A 17,952-nucleotide genomic window follows, 5' to 3' on the forward strand; every position below is an offset into this window, starting at 1 on the left:
ATGTTATAATCGTAAGGTATCGATTGCCTTAAAAGTCTCAGACGGCAATCCTGTCAGGGAGGGAATTTCAGAATGAAAACAGTCATTTTAGCCGAGAAATCATCGCAGGCGGCTGCCTACGCGAGCTCTTTTCAAAAGAAGGCGACGGTTGCCGGGAACTACGTCATCCAGGACAGCCTGTTCGATGGCGAAACGGTCATCGTGCATGCCTCGGGACATCTTTTGGGACTGCTGCAGCCGGAAGAATATGATCCGAAATGGAAAAAATGGAGCCTGGACCACTTGCCGATTTTCCCGGAAAACTACAAATACAAGATCCAATACGGTAAAGGCAAGCAGATGGCGAACATCAAACAGCAGCTCAAGGAAGCGGACCGCATCATCATCGCCACCGACTCGGACCGTGAAGGGGAAAATATCGCCCGCTCGATCATCCGCCATGCTGGTGCCGAAAAGAAGGAAATGAAACGTCTCTGGATCAACAGCCTGGAATCCAATGAGATCCGCCGAGGATTCAGCGAATTGCTGGATGGGAAGGACACGTATCCATCCTACATCGAGGCCCAAAGCCGGGAAATCGCCGATTGGTTGGTGGGCATGAACCTGAGCCGGCTGTACACCATTGCGCTCCAGAAGGCCGGAATCAAAGAAGGGGCTTTTTCGGTCGGCCGCGTGCAGACACCGACGCTCTTCATGATCTATAAGCGCATGAAGGAAATCGCTGCCTTCCAGGAAGAGACGCATTATGAGTGTTTGGCCCGCATCACGGTCACGAACGGGACATTCGAAGCGAAGTATCAGCATGAATTTGAATCAAAACAAGAAATGAAAACCTTCATCGCGACGCACGGCTTGGCGGCTGAGATGCCAGCCGTCATCAAACGCTATGAAGCCAACGAGAACAAACGCGAGTTGGCACCGCGTCTGTATTCGCTCAGCGATCTGCAGCGGGCAGCCAATGCCAAATTCAAGATGGGTGCGAAAGACACATTGGCAACCGTGCAGTCTTTGTATGAAGCAAAACTGCTTTCCTATCCGCGGACGGACGCGACGGTCATCACCAAAAATGAGTTTGTCTATTTGAAGGATAACCTTTCCGGCTATCTGGGCATCCTAGGTCATACCATCGACAAGCCGAACTTGACTCCGCGCAAAAAGTACGTCGATGATGCCAAAGTACAGGAACATTATGCCATCATCCCGACGAAAAAAGTGCCGGATCAGGCCCGGATCGCGAAATTGAATGTGAACCAGCAGAAAATTTATGATCTCGTCCTGCGCCGGACCTTGGCGATGTTCGAAGAGGATTTCATCTACGATGAACCGACCATCATTACGGATATCGGCGGACTGGACTTTGTGGCATCCGGTAAGATCATCAAGAATCTCGGATGGAAGAAGCTGGAAGGCAACACAAGGAAAAAAGGCGAACCGGAGGACAAAATCCTGCCGATGGTTACGGTAGGGGAAACCGGAACAGCCATTTTGGCCACGAAGGAGAAGAAGACTACCCCTCCTAAGCCTTACACAGAAGGCACGCTGATCGCAGCCATGAAGAACGCCGGCAAAGAAGTGGATGATGCCGAAGACAAGGCGATCCTGAAGGAAACGCACGGTATCGGAACCGAAGCTACCCGCGCTGGGGTCATCGAAAATTTGAAGGACAGGGGCTACATAACGGCTTCGAAGAATCAGCTGGCAATCACCGAAAAGGGGACTCTGCTTTGTGAGGCCGTGGCCGGCAACAAGATGAGCGATGTCGCCTTCACGGCAGAATGGGAAAAGTATTTGGCAAAAATCCATAAAGGCGAGGGCGACCAGGCTTATTTCCTGGAGAACATCAAACACTTCGTCCTGGAAATCCTCGGTACGAAGAACGAGATGCTGCAGTCCGAAGGGATCGCGGAGCGCATCAATGCTGCAGGCGACGGTGCGGTCGTAGGCGTTTGTCCGGTCTGCGGGAAAGAAGCGATCATCAAGGGCAGTTACCTACAATGCCAGGACTACGGCGAGGCGTGTTCATTCCGGATTTCCCGCTATATCGCCCGCCGCTATCTGTCCCCGGAGGAAGCCAAAGAGCTTTTGGCCCGAAAAGAAACGAAGCGCCTTTCCGGTTTCAAGAAAAAAGACGGCAAGAGTTTTTCGGCGGCATTGCTCTTGGGAAAAGACGAAGCCGGCAATTACGCCGTTTCCTTCAAACCGTTCGCTCCGAGTAAGAAAAAACCAGTACGCAAAAAAACACAATGAACAGAAAAAGGTATCCGGAAAATTGCTTCCCGGATACCTTTTCTGATTTTTTTAGCCTAAATATTCTGATTCATCCATCAATTTCACAGCTGTACCACTGCAGGTGACCATCAGCATGCCATTATCGGCTCCCAGTACTTCGTAATCCATTTTCATGCCGACGATGGCGTTCGCGCCTTTTGCGACTGCACGATCTTCCATTTCTGCCAAGGCATTTTCGCGTGCAACAGTCAATTCATCCTCGTAACTCTTTGAACGTCCGCCAACGATGTTGCGGATGCCGGCTCCGAAATCTTTGAACACGTTGATGCCTGTGATGACTTCTCCGAAAACGATGCCTTTATAGGCAGTAATTTTTTTGCCCTCGATATGAGCGGTTGTTGTAATAATCATGTGACTTACCATCCTTTCTCCTGACGGTGAAACAATCAGTTCAACAAATCGATTATAACTTTCTGGTGATGCCTTCATTATATCAAAAGTTCGGCTTGAAAAGATACAGAAACCTGCCATCTTGGTGGCCGCTGGGCAGAAAAATGTTGTGGGTAAAATTGTACAGATTGTTGCTTAATGGTAAAATCAGAGAAGACTCGAAACAGAAGGGACGGTTACTGTCAACTACCAATGACTGAAGTCACGGCTTGCCTCTCGCCATTTCGTGACGAGTGCATTAGCTTCGCTAAGATTTTTATGTTTACGCCTAACGCTACGCAGTTCAAACGTCCTGCGGACTCCTGAGTAGTTTGAGATCGGTTGGTCTCTCAAAATGTTGGCGTTACTCACTGCTCCATTCTTATTCAACCGGAATGGAGCAGCCCGACAGATGACTTTGCCGGCAACCCAGCACATTTATGCACTAGGAATTTGCTTTTTGTTTCTCAAATTTGGGATTCTCTACGCCGCTTACGTATTGTGTTCCTAGTTGTTGAATATTCATTGCTGCAACACGGTCATCGTTTGAGCGATACCCGCATGGGCAATGATATTCGTGGTTGTGGGTATCCCGATTGGATTTTTTGATTGTGCCACACTTAGGACAACGCTGACTTGTATACGCGGCGCTTACTTCAACCACCATGGAGCCAACTTTGTTGGCTTTGTAAGTGAGCATTTGCCCGAATTGAAAAAACGCCCACGACACGTGCTCATAGCGTTGTGATTTCGCAACTTGTTCCGTAGCGAAACGCACGCCAATCAAATCTTCCAACACAAATACCGTATCGGAACCATATAGGAAAACGAGTGTCTTAGACAGGCAGTGGTTCACATCTGCCATCCAGTGGTTCTCTCGACTTTCCATTTTCCGGATACGACGTTTGGAGTTCCTGGTGTTGCGTGCTTGCAAACTACGGCGCAGTTCTTTGTAGTGTCTGCGCTTTTTCAAGACTGCGTTTCCGTTGAAGAAAGTGGTTTTATCTTTTTCGTCATAGGTTGTCACTAATTGACGCAACCCTCTGTCGATTCCGACAACGTGTTTGACGTCTGTCAATTCTATTTCGGCGATTTCTTTTTTTACCGAAATATGCAAGAACCAATGCTTGCCTGACTTGACCAATTTTGCCAAACCAAACGCCCAAGTACCATCAAAATACTCTTCAAAGCCGTTGAGGAAAAAACCGCACTTCACGCGCCCCTTCAGCGTATTGATTGAGAACGTTTTGCCATTATCGACAATGCTCCAATCGCGATTGAAAGCATATTAAAAAGAGAACGTAAGTTCGCTTAAAATAAAAGAGGAAGGAGCTCGGAAATCAAGGAGATCTTTTGGTCCGCTGGGCCAATCGGTTTCTCCTCCCACGACTGAAGTCGTGGGTTTCCGAAAACTATAAAAATCATGAAATTTGAAAAAATTCACCATGTCGCAATCATCGCCTCCGATTATGAGGCATCCAAAGCCTTCTACACTGAGGTGCTGGAATTGCCGATCATCCGCGAAAACTATCGCTCGGAAAGAGATTCCTACAAACTCGATCTTAAGCTGGGGGAGAGCGAAATTGAGCTGTTCTCTTTTCCGAATCCTCCTGAGCGCCCCAGCGGTCCGGAATCAGTCGGGCTCCGCCATCTCTGCTTCTATGTGGAGGATGTCGAGGCGACTGTAGCGGAATTGAACCGCAAAGGCGTGGAGACTGAGCCGATCCGGCTGGATGACTACACGAACAAGAAATTCACTTTTTTCAAGGATCCGGACGGCTTGCCGCTGGAGCTGCATGAATAAAGATTAACTAGAACGGGGAGTCTCTCTTTTGAGGGCGCTCCCCGTTTTTTCGGCCTTCCTACTAATGTTTCTTGTTGGGGATTCGTGGCATTCTTCCTCCATCTTCCTTCAGCTCCGGTAAGGGCCCCTTCGCCGGAGTACAGTGTTGCTAATTGTTATCCACTCCTGCGAGTCCGCCCTCATCGGAGAACGCATGGAAAATTACGGTCTGAACTTCGGCGAAGCTTATGTTCACCGGAGCACAGGCAAGGAGGTAGATTGAAGGATAAAACTATTAATTCCGTTTTCCGTAAATACTTTGCGTTGCATTAATGAAAACGCTATACTGGATATATTAACTTATTGAGGTGATGATATGTATCAACCGGCTCAAAACAGATACGACAAAATGATCTATAACCGCGTAGGCAACAGCGGTCTGAAATTGCCTGCCATCTCCCTTGGGCTTTGGCACAACTTCGGCGAGGTGGACCTGTTCGATAACTCGCGCAAAATGGTCCAACGCGCCTTCGATCTGGGAATCACCCATTTCGATCTGGCGAACAACTACGGTCCGCCTCCAGGCAGCGCGGAAGAAACATTCGGTAAGATTTTGAAAAAGGACTTCCTGCCTTATCGGGACGAGCTGATCATTTCCAGCAAGGCCGGCTATGATATGTGGCCCGGCCCTTATGGCGAATGGGGCTCCAAGAAGTATTTGACGGCAAGCCTTGATCAAAGCCTAAAGCGGATGGGGCTTGATTATGTGGATATCTTTTATTCGCACCGTCCGGATCCGGAAACACCTTTCGAAGAAACTGCGCAAGCATTGGATTTGATGGTCCGTCAAGGAAAAGCGCTGTATATCGGCATCTCAAACTATTCTGCGGAGCAGACTGCTGAAATTGCGGCCATCTTCAAAGACTTGAAGACGCCGTTCATCATCCACCAACCGGCCTACAACATGTACAACCGTTGGATCGAGGATGGCCTGCAGGATGTTCTGACGGCCAACAAATTGGGCACCATCGCCTTCAGCCCGTTGGCGCAAGGCATGCTGACCGATCGCTATTTGCATGGCATTCCGGAAGATTCGCGTGCGGGTAGATCCTCTTCCCCGTTCCTGAATGCGGAGCGGGTGCAAGAAACCATCGAAAAATCACGCGCACTGAACGAAATCGCGCAAAGACGAGGCCAAACGTTGGCTGAGATGGCAGTCGCTTGGATTCTCCGCGACGGGAAAGTCACGAGCGTACTGATCGGCGCCAGCAGAGTGAGCCAAATCGATGATAACGTGAAAGCGTTGGAAAACTTAGCCTTCAGTAATGAAGAATTGGATGAAATCGAAGCGGTATTGGCAAAATAAGAAGGCGACATAGGCTTCCTGTCCCAGCGAATTTGCTGGACAGGAAGCTTTTTGACATACAGGAATTTATAAAATTTTTTTAACTCAAAAGTGCATCACCGTAGATGTTTCACAAGTTTGGAAAATGTTTCATGCATCTAAAATGATATCCAGCTTCACGGGTTAGCCCTTCGGAAATTAGATAAATCTGTCCTATTGCGCTCTTCGATGCTCAGTCGGACAGATTTCCTAAATTTCTTTCAGGGCTGAACGAACCCGTTCAGCTTTTCTTATGCAGAAATCTGCTTGCCGGGGAAGCGTTTGTCGGGTAAAGTGGAAGTCATATGCTTGTATTTTCGAACACGCTCATTGCAGTTTTACAAAATTTTCAGAATTGGAGTGATTATGTGACAGACAGAAGAAAGGGACAAATCGGACTTATTTTTGTGACAATGATATGGGGTTCCGGATTCGTCGTGAGTGCCATATCGTTGGAGTATTTTTCCCCATACCAAATATTGACGCTGCGGTTTTTGTTGGCATTCATACTGATGGGAGCATTATTTTTCAGTCAACTGAAGCATGCTGGCAAAAAGACGTATCTGAAAGGCATCGGCCTCGGAAGTATCCTTTACTTGGCTTTCCTCTTTCAGACTGTGGGATTGGTTTATACAACACCTTCGAAGAACGCCTTTCTGACAGCTTTCAATGTCGTATTGGTGCCGTTCATAGGGGCACTGTTTTTCAGAAGGAAAGTGACGGCCCCTGCTATCATAGGCGCGTTATTATCCATCAGCGGCATCGCCGTCATTTCCCTGAACGACTTTCATGGGATAAATTTCGGAGATCTGTTGACGCTCGTTTGCGCGCTGTTCTTTGCCTTGCAGATCATCTTCACAAATCGGTTTGTATTGGGTGAAAATATTTACGCATTGACCACCATCCAGATGGGGACAGCCGCTGTTTTGGGAGTGATCGTATCGCTTGCAAGAGGAGAATTCACATTGCCTTCAGCTGGGGAGGGCTATTATTCCATCTTATATTTAGGTGTGATCAGTACGATGCTGGCTTTTTTGGTCCAGACAGCTTCACAACAGTTCACCAAAGAGACAGAAACAGCGATCATCCTGTCAATGGAAGCTGTGTTCGGAATGGTCGCTTCAGCGCTTTTTTTGAAGGAAGCGATAACGCTGCGGATGCTTACCGGAGCAGCACTGATTCTGGCTGGCGTTTTGATTGTGGAACTGAAACCGAAGAAAGAAAAAATGAACCAGTCTTTCGGGAAACTGGATATCCGGGATTGAGTAGAATGTGCATCAACTGAAGTGGAGGACACAGGGTGGAATCCTATTCTGATTCACTTCCCTGTGTTTATTTTTTTGAATTTGACGATTCTGGATATTACGGGTATGATTAAGATGAAATTTTTTACTGAAAAGTGGGTGAATATATGGCAACGTTAAGAGATATCGCTAAAAGGACAGGATTTTCGATCACCACCGTTTCACGTGTGTTGAATAATGATCCAACTCTGTCTGTTCCGGAAGAGACGCGTGATCGGATCTACGAAGTAGCGACAGATTTGGAATACCGCAAAAAAGTCTCTCGGCCACTCGTCAAAAATATCGCGCTTTTGTATTGGGTTTCCGATATGGAAGAATTGCAGGAGGTGTATTTTAAAACCATGCGTACAGAGTTGATCCGACAAGCGGATAAACAAAATGTCTCGGTGACTGTATTCAAAAGGTCCCAAGGTATCGAGATGATTCCGCAAGACATCAACGGTTTCATTGCAGTGGGTTCGTTCAACAATAAGGAAATCGCTTATCTTGAGACTCTGACAGAAAATGGCGTGTTTTTGGACAGTTCGCCGTATTCGGACATTTATGATGCTGTTCGTCCGGACTTGGATTATATTACCCGGAAAGCAGTCCGTTTTTTCAAGGAGAAAGGCCATAAGGAAATCGGATTTGTAGGCGGTACCTATGTGAATCCAGATACCCATTTGGACGAAATGGATATACGGGAACGATCTTTCCGCGATGAGATGCAACAACAGAATATGTTGGATGAAGCGCACATCTATATCCGCAGGGGATTCTCATTGGAAACCGGGTACCAGTTGATGGATAAAGCCTTGAAGGCAGGCAAAAAACTGCCAAGTGCCATCTTTGCGGCTTCGGACCCCATTGCGGTCGGTGTGCTGCAGGCTTTGAATGAGCATCACATTCGTATTCCGCAGGATGTCAGTGTCCTCAGCATCAATAATATCTCGGTTGCAAATTATGTTTCGCCGCCTTTAAGCACATATGCCATTGATATGAAGGAACTTTGCCATACTGCAGTTTCCTTGCTGTTGGAGCAGCTGATCGATAAAAGAGTCATCACAAAAAAGGTACTATTGAACGCTTTTCTTATCGAAAGGAAAAGTACCTAGTCTTACAGATAAGGCGCTTTCGAACATCTGAATAGATGGGAGGAAGCGTCTTTTTTTTGCACAAACAAGTAAAATGTTTTACTAAATAATGAGTGAAAGTTTGTTTACTTTTTTTAGTTCGTTTGGTATTATAATTTCAGTAAAGCGATTACATCTAATAGAGGAGTGTTTCGGATATGAAGAAGAAAGCCTTATTTTTATCACTCAGCAGTGTAGTTTTATTATCTTTGGCAGCGTGCGGTCCAGCCGAGAGTAATTCGGATTCCGCTAATGCAACGAATTCGGCTACTGGCCAAGAGGGGAATTTTGAGGGTCAAACCTTGGTCGTGTGGGAAGACATCGACAAATCAGTTGGTATCGAGGAGGCCATCGCCGAGTTTGAAAGTGAATACGGTGTCACTGTGGAAGTGACCGAAAAAGCATATGGAGGTCAATTGGAGGATCTACGCTTGGACGGACCTGCCGGAACGGGACCGGATGTATTCACGATACCAGGAGATCAAGTCGGAACTGCTGTAGTTGAAGGCTTGCTTAAAGAGTTGACAGTAGAAGAGGATGTTCAGAATCTCTATACAGATGTAGCTTTGGAGTCGCAGATGGTTGACGGAAAGCTTTACGGCTTGCCGAAAGTCGTCGAAACGACCATTCTCTATTACAACAAAGAGCTTATTTCTGAAGCGGAAGTCCCTACGACTATCGAAGGCTGGTATGATCTTTCGAAAACTGCGACGAAGGATGGCCAATACGGCTTGTTGGCGTTATGGGATCAGATCTATTATGCACAAAGCGTAATCGGCGGTTATGAAGGCTATATTTTTGCCAAAGATACAGACGGGAAATATGACACAGCCGATATCGGTTTGAATACCGAGGGTGCAATCGAAGCGGCTTCCTATATCCAAAAATGGTATGAAGAAGGGCTATTCCCATCCGGTATGATCGGAGAGCAAGCCATCAATGTGTTGGATTCCTTATTCAGTGAAGGGAAAGCGGCGGCTGTGATTTCAGGGCCATGGAATTTGGAGCCATTCTCAAGTGCCGGTATTGACTACGGCATCCTGCCTTTGCCGGAATTGCCGAATGGAAAACCGATGAGTGCATTTGTGGGCGTGAAGAGTTACAACGTGAGCAGTTATTCAAAAAATTCCGAATTGGCGGAATTGTTCATCGCGTTCATCACAAATGAAGAAAATTCGCTTCGCCGTTACCAAACAACCAAAGAAGTACCGGCCGTGAAATCTCTGGCTGAAGGGGATGCCTTGGCGGATGATCCTGCAGCCCAAGCAGTCGCACAGCAAAGTCTGCATTCGGAATTGACACCGAATGTGCCTGAGATGAATGAAGTTTGGTCTCCTATGGATGCGGCACTACAAACCATCGCTACCGGAAAAGCAAAACCGAAGGAAGCATTGGATCAGGCAGTAGAAACGATCGAAAATCAAATCGAAGCGAACCACGGCGGACAATAAGGAATCCGGCACATAAAGAAAATGAGGTGAGAAATATTGAATCATAGTAAAACGGCAGCTGTCCTCTCTCTCTTACCGGGAGGGGGGCAGTTTTACAATAAACAGTGGCTTAAGGGCCTGCTCTATCTGATTGCGACAGTAAGTTTCGCCTTTGCTTTTGGAGATCTTTTGAACATTGGATTATGGGGCATCGTCACCTTAGGAGAACAAATCCCGCGCGATAACTCGGTGTTTTTATTGGCTGAGGGCATTTTGGCAATCATCATCCTTTTCTTTGGAGTGACCCTTTACTGGTTGAACATACGTGATGCCTACAAGAATGGCGAAAGAAGAGATCGTCAACTGCCGGTCACCTCTTTAAGAGAGAGCTATCTCAATCTGGTTGAGCAAGGATATCCCTATGTCATAAGCGGTCCGGCAATCCTGTTGCTTATTTTTGCAGTCATCTTCCCGATCATGTTCAGTTTTGCGTTGGCTTTCACCAATTACGATCTATACCACAGTCCGCCGGCGCATTTGTTTGATTGGGTGGGATTGAATACCTTTGCAAATATTTTCACTGTCGATATTTGGCGTTCCACTTTCTTTGATGTGTTGGGTTGGACCGTTGTCTGGACATTGTTGGCTTCTACATTGCAAATCACCATCGGAGTATTTTTGGCTATATTGGTGAATCAAAAGGATTTGAAGTTGAAACGCTTCATCCGCACCATGTTCGTTTTGCCCTGGGCAGTGCCCGGGTTTGTGACGATTTTGGTGTTTGCCGGCATGTTCAATGATAGCTTCGGAGCAATCAACAACGATATCTTGGCTTTCTTCAGTATCAGTCCGATCCCTTGGATGACCGATGCGTTGTGGACAAGGGTAGCTCTGATCCTTATTCAAGGTTGGCTGGGTTTTCCTTATATATTCATCGTCACGACCGGCATTCTGCAGTCGATTCCGGAGGATCTTTATGAAGCAGCAGTTATTGATGGGGCGACGTCATGGGATAAATTCATGAACATCACGCTGCCTGTGATACTGACTTCGATGGCACCGACGTTGATTACGCAGTACACCTTCAACTTTAATAACTTCAATATCATCTATTTGTTCAATGGCGGAGGACCAGCGACTCCCGGCTCTACGGCGGGGGGGACGGACATTCTTGTGTCTTGGATCTACAAATTAACGATGCAGTCCAGCCAATATGCTTTGGCTGCAGCGCTCACGATCCTGTTGTCTGTTTTTGTCATCGCGATTGCCATGTGGCAGTTCAGAAAATCCAATTCGTTTAACCAAGAGAGGAGATAAGTATGAAGACGACAAAAAATCGCAGATATGCACGCTTATTCTTTTCCTACCTGATCATTGCATTCTTTGTTGGGATCATTGCCTACCCTCTTTTGTGGACGGTGGGCGCCAGTTTTAATCCTGGGAACAGCCTGATCAGCACAAGTATGTTTCCGGAAAATCCAACACTGGACCATTATCGGGAACTCTTCGCCGGCAAGAAAAGCTTGCCTTATGGGACCTGGTATTTGAATTCCCTTAAGATCAGTCTTTTCACGATGATCGGAACAGTCATCAGTGTGAGTCTGACGGGTTACGCATTCTCGAGATTCCGTTTCAAAGGAAGGAAAAACGGGCTGACGCTGTTTCTGTTGCTGCAGATGATTCCGCAATTTTCGGCCTTAGTGGCGATATTCGTTCTGGCGCAGTTGTTGGGGCTCGTCAACAGTCATGTGCTGCTGATTCTTTTGTACATCGGCGGACAGATTCCCATGAATACCTATCTGATGAAGGGCTATATGGATACGATCCCGTATGATCTGGATGAAAGTGCACGAATCGATGGCGCGAGTCACACAAAAATATTCATCGACATCATTCTGCCGCTTTCCAAACCGATGATTGCAGTGGCGGCCATGAACGGTTTTACCGGTCCTTTGGGTGATTTCGTCATTTCCTCCACGATATTAAGGAAGACAGAAGCGTATACGTTGCCGATCGGACTCTATAATTTAGTCAATGACGTGATGGGGGCCAGTTACACAACGTTTGCGGCAGGTGCCATTTTGATCAGCTTACCTGTAGCAATTATCTTCATACTGTTGCAAAAGAATTTTGTATCCGGTCTGACCGCAGGCGGTACGAAAGGTTAATCTTATTAAAGGAGTTTTCGACTATGGCAATGAGAAAATACGTCACCAAGAAGAAACAATTTCTTCATGGTGGTGATTACAATCCGGATCAATGGCTGGATCGACCGGATATACTGGCGGAAGATTTGGAATTTATGCGTCTTTCCAAAACAAACACATTTTCCTTAGGGATATTTGCATGGAGCGCTTTGGAACCGCGTGAAGGCGAATATGATTTTGGTTGGCTGGATGATCTTTTTGAAAAAATCCATAACAATGGTGGCAACATCATTTTGGCCACCCCAAGTGGGGCAAAACCAAGCTGGATGGCAAAAAAATATCCGGAAATCCGTCGGGTCACAAGCAAACGCGAGCAGGAACTTCAAGGGCGGCGGCATAACCATTGTTTCACAGCGCCTGTTTATCGTGAAAAGACGGCCCAAATGAACCGGAAATTGGCTGAACGATATGGGCAACATCCGGCTTTGTTGATGTGGCATGTTTCGAATGAATACGGTGGAGAATGCCATTGCGATCTATGCCAAACTGCATTCCGCGGCTGGCTGAAAGAGAAATACGGAAATGATCTGGAAAAACTGAACCAAGCTTGGTGGACCAGCTTCTGGAGCCATCGTTACCAAGAGTGGGATGAAATCGAATCGCCTTCACCTTTGGGGGAGCATGAGATGCACGGCTTGGTTCTCGATTGGCGACGTTTTGTCACGGACCAGACGATCGCTTTCTACGAAAACGAAGCGAGCCCCTTGCGAGAATTGACGCCTGATGTGCCGATCACGGTCAATTTTATGGCGGACACCGACGAGCTGATTCCATTCCAAGCATTGGATTACAGCAAATTCGCTGAACATGTCGATGTCATCAGCTGGGATGCCTACCCGGCTTGGCATAAAGAAGGCGTCACGACAGCGGATTTGGCGATGCGGGTCGGGTTTGTCGATGATTTGTATCGGTCGTTGAAACAACAACCCTTCCTCTTGATGGAATCAACCCCTAGCGGAGTCAATTGGCATGGTGTGAATAAAACAAAACGCCCCGGCATGCATCTCTTGTCATCCATGCAGATGCTTGCGCACGGATCGGACAGCATTCTGTATTTCCAATGGCGAAAATCACGCGGGTCATCAGAAAAATTACATGGTGCGGTAGTGGATCATGACCGTGATCCAAACAATCGTGTCTTCCAGGATGTGACGGAGGTAGGGAACGTGCTGGAACGACTCCAACCTGTTGCCGGCAGCTTCCGTGAGGCAGAAGTGGCTGTCCTTTATGATTGGGACAATCATTGGGCTCTTCAGGAAATTCAGGGCTTCAGCAAGGAAACGTTGCGTTATCCGCAAACGGCGCAAGAACATTACCGCTATTTCTGGGAACAGGATATTCCTGTGGATGTGATCACCGAGAAACAAGATTTTTCGAACTATAAAGTGCTGGTTGCGCCGATGCTGTATATGTTGCCGATAGCCATGCAGGAGCGCTTGAAAGCCTTCGTGGCCGCAGGTGGAATGCTGGTGACCACCTACATCACAGGTATTGTGGATGAAAATGATTTGACTTATTTAGGCGGCTGGCCGGAGATCATGCAGGAAATCTGCGGAGTAAAATTGGGAGAAACGGATACTCTTTATCCATCCGATAGCAATCGGATAACCTATGCCGGGCAGACTTTTGAAGTCAAAGATTACGCTGCTTTGCTTAAGGTAACGGATGGCGAAGTGCTTGCGACCTATCAGGATGATTTTTATAAGGATACGCCAGCTGTGACGAGACATAGCTTTGGAAAAGGCCGAACCTACGTGATAGGTGCCCGCACGGAACAAGCGTTTCATGAAATGGTTTACAGAGAAATTACCGAAGAAGCAGGAATCGGGGCACCTTTCGCGATTGAACATGAGAAGGGCGTTTCTGTACAAGTACGGACTGCGGATGAGGAAGCATATGTATTTGTGATGAACTTTACGGAAGAAGAACAGACGATCCTTTTGCCCTTCGAACTCGAAGACATGCTTACGCAGCGGAAAGAAGACGGACAAGTCAGATTGGAAAAGTATGCTGTAAGAGTATATGTTCATAAGGGGATATAAATTGAAAGAGGCTGGGATGCGTTGATCCCAGCCTCTTTCAATTTTCTGTCAGGAAGACTTAAGCCTTCTTTTGCTTGTGACTTGCTTATTGTCAGGCCTGTACTTCAAACTTATAGATCGTTTCAGCCGAATAAACTTCACCCGGTCGGAGTACAATATCGCCGAAGCCTTCTTGATTGATGGCATCAGGCAATGCCTGCGTCTCCAAGGTGATGCCAGCGTACTGGATGACCGGACTGCCGGCAATCGTGTACTTATCGATAGCGCCGTTGTGCATAAAGATCACGACACAATCCTGATCCGTATACATTTTGACGCTTCGACCGGATTCTGCATCGCTCAGGACCGCATCAGGCTTTCCAGTATCGTGCTGCAGCAGGAAAGGGTGATCGAAACCGGCAACTTTTTGGGTCTGTGGGTGGCTCTGTTCAGCGGCAATCGCAAGTTTTCCTCCGTCGCGGAAATCAAAAGGGGTCCCTTCCGCCGGCAGCAACGCCCCGGTAGGAAGATTTCCGTCGCCCAATTCGGCAAAAACCGCGCTGTTCAGTTGCAGCTCGTGCTGCAGAATCGGCTTGTTGATGTCTCCGCTCAGGTTGAAATAGACATGGTTGGTCGGGTTGAACAAAGTTGGTTGATCCGTCGTTGCCCGATAATCAATTTTCCATTCGTTCTCAGCAGTAAGCGTATAGCTGACCGTTACCGAAAGTGTCCCGGGATAGCCATTGGCGCCGTCCGCATCGGTAGTCGTGAAATGGATGCTGGCTTCATCAGCGGAAGCCTCGATTTCCGCATCCCAAACATGCGTGTCCAATCCGGCGGGGCCACCATGGAGTTGATTTTCTTCCTCGTTCACAATCAATTGATGCCTTTTTCCATCCAAATCAAATGATCCCTTTGCGATGCGTCCGGCAATCCGGCCGATTGTGGCTCCGTAATACGGGCGATGCGTCACGTAATCGTCCAATGAATCCATCGCCAAAATCACATTCTCACTCTTTCCGTTTTTGTCCGGCATTATCAATTCCGTGATGGTGGCGCCATAGGTCATTGCTGTAAGGGAGATGCCGTTGGGATTCGTCAAGGTATAGGCAACGACATCTTTTCCGTGAGCTTGGCCGAGTATTGTTTCAGATACTTTCATTATTTTTCCACTCTCCTAGTTGCGTAGTTGCAGATAGATCAGTCAATCCGCTATTTTTTTAAAGTATATTATCGTCTCCTTTTCATTGTAAGCGTTTAAATTTCGTAAAGCAACAAAAAGAGTAAAAAAAATTTCAAATTAAGTAAATATTTACTGAAGGCGTTTGCCCATCAGGGAAATGTTGAAATTCAGAGGAAAATGCCAGAAAAACGTGATTCCGCCAACTGAAAGCGTTATAATAGGAAAAGGTGCGAGCGTGCTCTTTCAGGACAAATCGGATGGATATCAAATGTACTCCGATGATGGCGACGCACACGAAAACTAACTAATTGGAGTGAGAAATTTATGCTAGTAGGTGGAATTGAAGCAGGCGGAACAAAATTTGTGTGCGCCGTCGGAAACGAAAATAATGAGTTATTGGAACGGGTTGCATTCCCGACGACTACGCCGGAAGAAACATTGGCGCAGGTATTTGCTTTTTTTGATCGTTTTGACTTAGCTGCAATCGGAATCGGTTCCTTCGGGCCGATTGACGTCAATAAAGACTCGGAAACATATGGATATATTCTTTCTACACCAAAGTTGGCGTGGAAGGATTTTGATTTTCTTGGCGCTATGAAGGAGCGTTATGCAGTTCCGATGGGGTGGACGACGGATGTGAATGCCGCTGCCTTGGGTGAATCCGCGTTAGGTGCCGCTAAAGGATTAAAGAACATGATGTATATCACGATCGGTACGGGCGTGGGCGCCGGTGCGATCGTGGACGGAAAAATTTTGGAAGGCATCGGTCACCCGGAAATGGGTCACATACTGGTGCGTCCGCACGAGGCTGACCATTATGCCGGGTTCTGTCCATATCATGGAAATTGCCTGGAAGGCATGGCAGCTGGTCCTTCAATCGACGGACGACTAGGTAAAGCCGGCAAAGATGTTGCGCCTACCGATGCGGTCTGGGATTACATCGCTTATTACATAGGTCAAGCTTTGGAAGCCTACACGGTTATCCTGCGTCCGGAGCGCATTGTCTTGGGCGGGGGTGTCATGAAAGTGCCGGGGATGCTTGATAACATCAAGGCTAAATTTACGACGCTGCTTGCCGATTATGTGCCGGTTCCGGCAGTCGATGATTACTTGGTGACGCCAGGATTGATCGATGATGCCGGCATCACCGGGGCGCTCATTTTGGCGAATGAGATGAAAGGGTAAACGATAACCGATCAGACCGAAAAAAGGGAGAGTGTATTGGATGAAAATCAGATGGGCAATACTTGGAACAGGGACTATCGCAACGGAGTTCGCTTCCCATTTTCAAGCGGACAATGCGGAATTGGTCGCGGTAGCCTCCCGATCCAAAGAAAAGGCACAAGGATTTGCCGAACAGTATGGTATTCCCGCTTATTATGACGATTATATGGAACTGCTGGCGGATGAGGCGGTAGACGCTATTTACATCGCCTTGCCGCACAGCCATCATCATCAATGGATCAAGGCCAGTCTGGAAGCCGGCAAGCATGTCCTTTGCGAGAAAGTCATCACAGTCAACAAAATCCAGTTGGATGAACTTGTCCAGTTGGCTGAAGAAAAGGGGCTCTATTTAGCCGAGGCCATGACCATTTACCATATGCCGCTTTACCGCAAGCTAAAGGAATGGATTGCAGAGCAAGACTTAGGACCATTGAAGATGATCCAAGCCTCTTTCGGCAGCTTCAAGGACACGGATCCATCTGTTTATTATTTCAATAAAGAATTAGCGGGTGGCGCGTTATTCGATATCGGGACATATGCCTTGTCATTTGTCCGTAATTTCATGACCAGCAAACCGACTGAAATCATGACGATGGGCAATTTGCACGAATCTGGTGTGGATGAATCCTCAGCAATCATTCTGCGGAATGCTGAAGCAGAACTTGCGACGGTATCCTTGACTTTCCGGGCGAAAATGCCGAAACAAGGGGTAGTCGCCTATGAAAAGGGATTTTTAACGATTATGGATTATCCGAGGTCGACAAAAGCTATCTTCACTTCTTATGATGGAAAAGTAAGCATCATTGAAGCTGGGGATTCTGCGCAAGCCTTGAACTATGAAGTGGCTGATTTCAGCGAACGCATCCTTAATGGAGCAAAAAATGAAACGCTCACTTACACCGTGGACGTTCTGGAAATCATGGATAAGGTCCGCAAAGACTGGGGTCTAGTCTATCCATTTGAGTAACTAACAGAAACAGGCTGTCTCTCAAAAAAAAGGCAGCCTGTTTGGTGCGTGTGCTGACCGGAGGCGTGCGTGTAATCGCGTTGTTTCCCAGCTTCGGTTAAGGTTTGCTTCGCCGGAGCAGGCACGAGATGGGGGGTGCGTACCTCCGACGAGCCCTCGTTCGTCGGAGGACAGCCTGCGTCCGCATGCTCAGCTCCGGCAAACATTATCTCACAGGAGGAAGACGAATACCGAAGAGCGCAACTCCGTCGAGAAGGGCGCTCACCGGAGGAGAGCACCAGCTCCCGTTAAGGTTTGCTTCGCCGGAGCAGGCGCGAGATGGGGGCTGCGTACCTCCGACGAGCCCTCGTTCGTCGGAGGACAGCCTGCGTCCGCATGCTCAGCTCCGACAAACATTATCTCACAGGAGGAAGACGAATACCGAAGAGCGCAACTCCGTCGAGAAGCCCCCTCGCCGGAGGAGAGCACCAGCTCCCGTTAAGCTTTGCTTCGCCGGAGCAGGCGCAAGATGGGGATGCGTACCTACGACGAGCCCTCGGTCGTCGGAGGACAGCCTGCGTCCGCATGCTCAGCTCCGACAAACATTTGGACTGTCAACACTTTTTCGGACAAAAATAATAAGGTGTCAAAAATGATTTGAGGGTATACACGGCTGCCATTGACACGGAGCCTCTGGCGG

Annotated in this window: 14 protein-coding genes; 11 read left to right on the plus strand and 3 right to left on the minus strand. The window is 47.6% G+C overall.

Annotated features, from left to right (window positions below):
- Window positions 1–72: 72 nt before the first annotated feature.
- Entirely contained in the window at window positions 73–2,247 is a 2,175-nt protein-coding gene (locus BMZ71_RS09300; protein ID WP_086989735.1) for a type IA DNA topoisomerase, read from the plus strand.
- Between the two features lie 51 nt (window positions 2,248–2,298).
- On the opposite strand, the gene BMZ71_RS09305 is transcribed toward BMZ71_RS09300, so the two are convergent.
- Both BMZ71_RS09305 and BMZ71_RS09310 read right to left on the minus strand, forming a co-directional pair.
- Window positions 2,299–2,640, minus strand: coding sequence for a heavy metal-binding domain-containing protein (locus tag BMZ71_RS09305; RefSeq protein ID WP_086989737.1), 342 nt, complete (start codon window positions 2,638–2,640; stop codon window positions 2,299–2,301).
- Between the two features lie 463 nt (window positions 2,641–3,103).
- Window positions 3,104–3,922 (minus strand): RNA-guided endonuclease TnpB family protein, encoded by an 819-nt coding sequence (locus BMZ71_RS09310; protein ID WP_086989739.1) that lies wholly within the window; start codon window positions 3,920–3,922, stop codon window positions 3,104–3,106.
- Between the two features lie 159 nt (window positions 3,923–4,081).
- Here BMZ71_RS09310 and gloA2 point away from each other — a divergent pair, with 159 nt between their 5' ends.
- The 8 genes from gloA2 (at window position 4,082) to BMZ71_RS09350 (ending at window position 13,920) form a co-directional block, all read left to right on the plus strand.
- Window positions 4,082–4,462 carry an SMU1112c/YaeR family gloxylase I-like metalloprotein gene (gloA2, locus tag BMZ71_RS09315; protein ID WP_086989741.1) on the plus strand — a complete coding sequence of 127 codons (381 nt, stop codon included), beginning with the start codon at window positions 4,082–4,084 and terminating at the stop codon, window positions 4,460–4,462.
- A 355-nt stretch (window positions 4,463–4,817) separates the two neighbouring features.
- A complete protein-coding gene (gene mgrA, locus BMZ71_RS09320; protein ID WP_086989743.1) occupies window positions 4,818–5,807 on the plus strand; it encodes an L-glyceraldehyde 3-phosphate reductase in 990 nt (329 codons plus the stop codon).
- Between the two features lie 386 nt (window positions 5,808–6,193).
- Window positions 6,194–7,090 (plus strand): DMT family transporter, encoded by an 897-nt coding sequence (locus tag BMZ71_RS09325; RefSeq protein WP_218142793.1) that lies wholly within the window; start codon window positions 6,194–6,196, stop codon window positions 7,088–7,090.
- A 146-nt stretch (window positions 7,091–7,236) separates the two neighbouring features.
- On the plus strand, window positions 7,237–8,223 hold the full coding sequence (locus BMZ71_RS09330; protein ID WP_086989747.1) for a LacI family DNA-binding transcriptional regulator: 987 nt from the start codon (window positions 7,237–7,239) through the stop codon (window positions 8,221–8,223).
- Window positions 8,224–8,399: 176 nt separating this feature from the next.
- Entirely contained in the window at window positions 8,400–9,692 is a 1,293-nt protein-coding gene (gene ganS, locus BMZ71_RS09335) for a galactooligosaccharide ABC transporter substrate-binding protein GanS (protein ID WP_086989749.1), read from the plus strand.
- Between the two features lie 33 nt (window positions 9,693–9,725).
- Window positions 9,726–10,988: a carbohydrate ABC transporter permease gene (ganP, locus tag BMZ71_RS09340; protein ID WP_306298101.1), complete on the plus strand. Its 1,263-nt coding sequence runs from the start codon at window positions 9,726–9,728 to the stop codon at window positions 10,986–10,988.
- A 2-nt stretch (window positions 10,989–10,990) separates the two neighbouring features.
- Window positions 10,991–11,839 (plus strand): galactooligosaccharide ABC transporter permease GanQ, encoded by an 849-nt coding sequence (gene ganQ, locus BMZ71_RS09345; protein ID WP_068561638.1) that lies wholly within the window; start codon window positions 10,991–10,993, stop codon window positions 11,837–11,839.
- 29 nt (window positions 11,840–11,868) lie between these two features.
- On the plus strand, window positions 11,869–13,920 hold the full coding sequence (locus BMZ71_RS09350) for a beta-galactosidase (protein WP_086989761.1): 2,052 nt from the start codon (window positions 11,869–11,871) through the stop codon (window positions 13,918–13,920).
- A 91-nt stretch (window positions 13,921–14,011) separates the two neighbouring features.
- On the opposite strand, the gene BMZ71_RS09355 is transcribed toward BMZ71_RS09350, so the two are convergent.
- A complete protein-coding gene (locus tag BMZ71_RS09355; RefSeq protein ID WP_086989753.1) occupies window positions 14,012–15,061 on the minus strand; it encodes an aldose epimerase family protein in 1,050 nt (349 codons plus the stop codon).
- 345 nt (window positions 15,062–15,406) lie between these two features.
- Between BMZ71_RS09355 and BMZ71_RS09360 the strand changes: the two genes are divergently transcribed.
- Both BMZ71_RS09360 and BMZ71_RS09365 read left to right on the plus strand, forming a co-directional pair.
- Window positions 15,407–16,267 (plus strand): ROK family protein, encoded by an 861-nt coding sequence (locus tag BMZ71_RS09360; RefSeq protein WP_068561636.1) that lies wholly within the window; start codon window positions 15,407–15,409, stop codon window positions 16,265–16,267.
- Window positions 16,268–16,307: 40 nt separating this feature from the next.
- Window positions 16,308–17,273, plus strand: coding sequence for a Gfo/Idh/MocA family protein (locus BMZ71_RS09365; RefSeq protein WP_086989755.1), 966 nt, complete (start codon window positions 16,308–16,310; stop codon window positions 17,271–17,273).
- The last annotated feature ends 679 nt before the right edge of the window (window positions 17,274–17,952 follow it).

This window comes from Trichococcus flocculiformis, assembly GCF_900113645.1.
In the GTDB taxonomy this organism is placed as follows: Bacteria; Bacillota; Bacilli; order Lactobacillales; family Aerococcaceae; genus Trichococcus; species Trichococcus flocculiformis.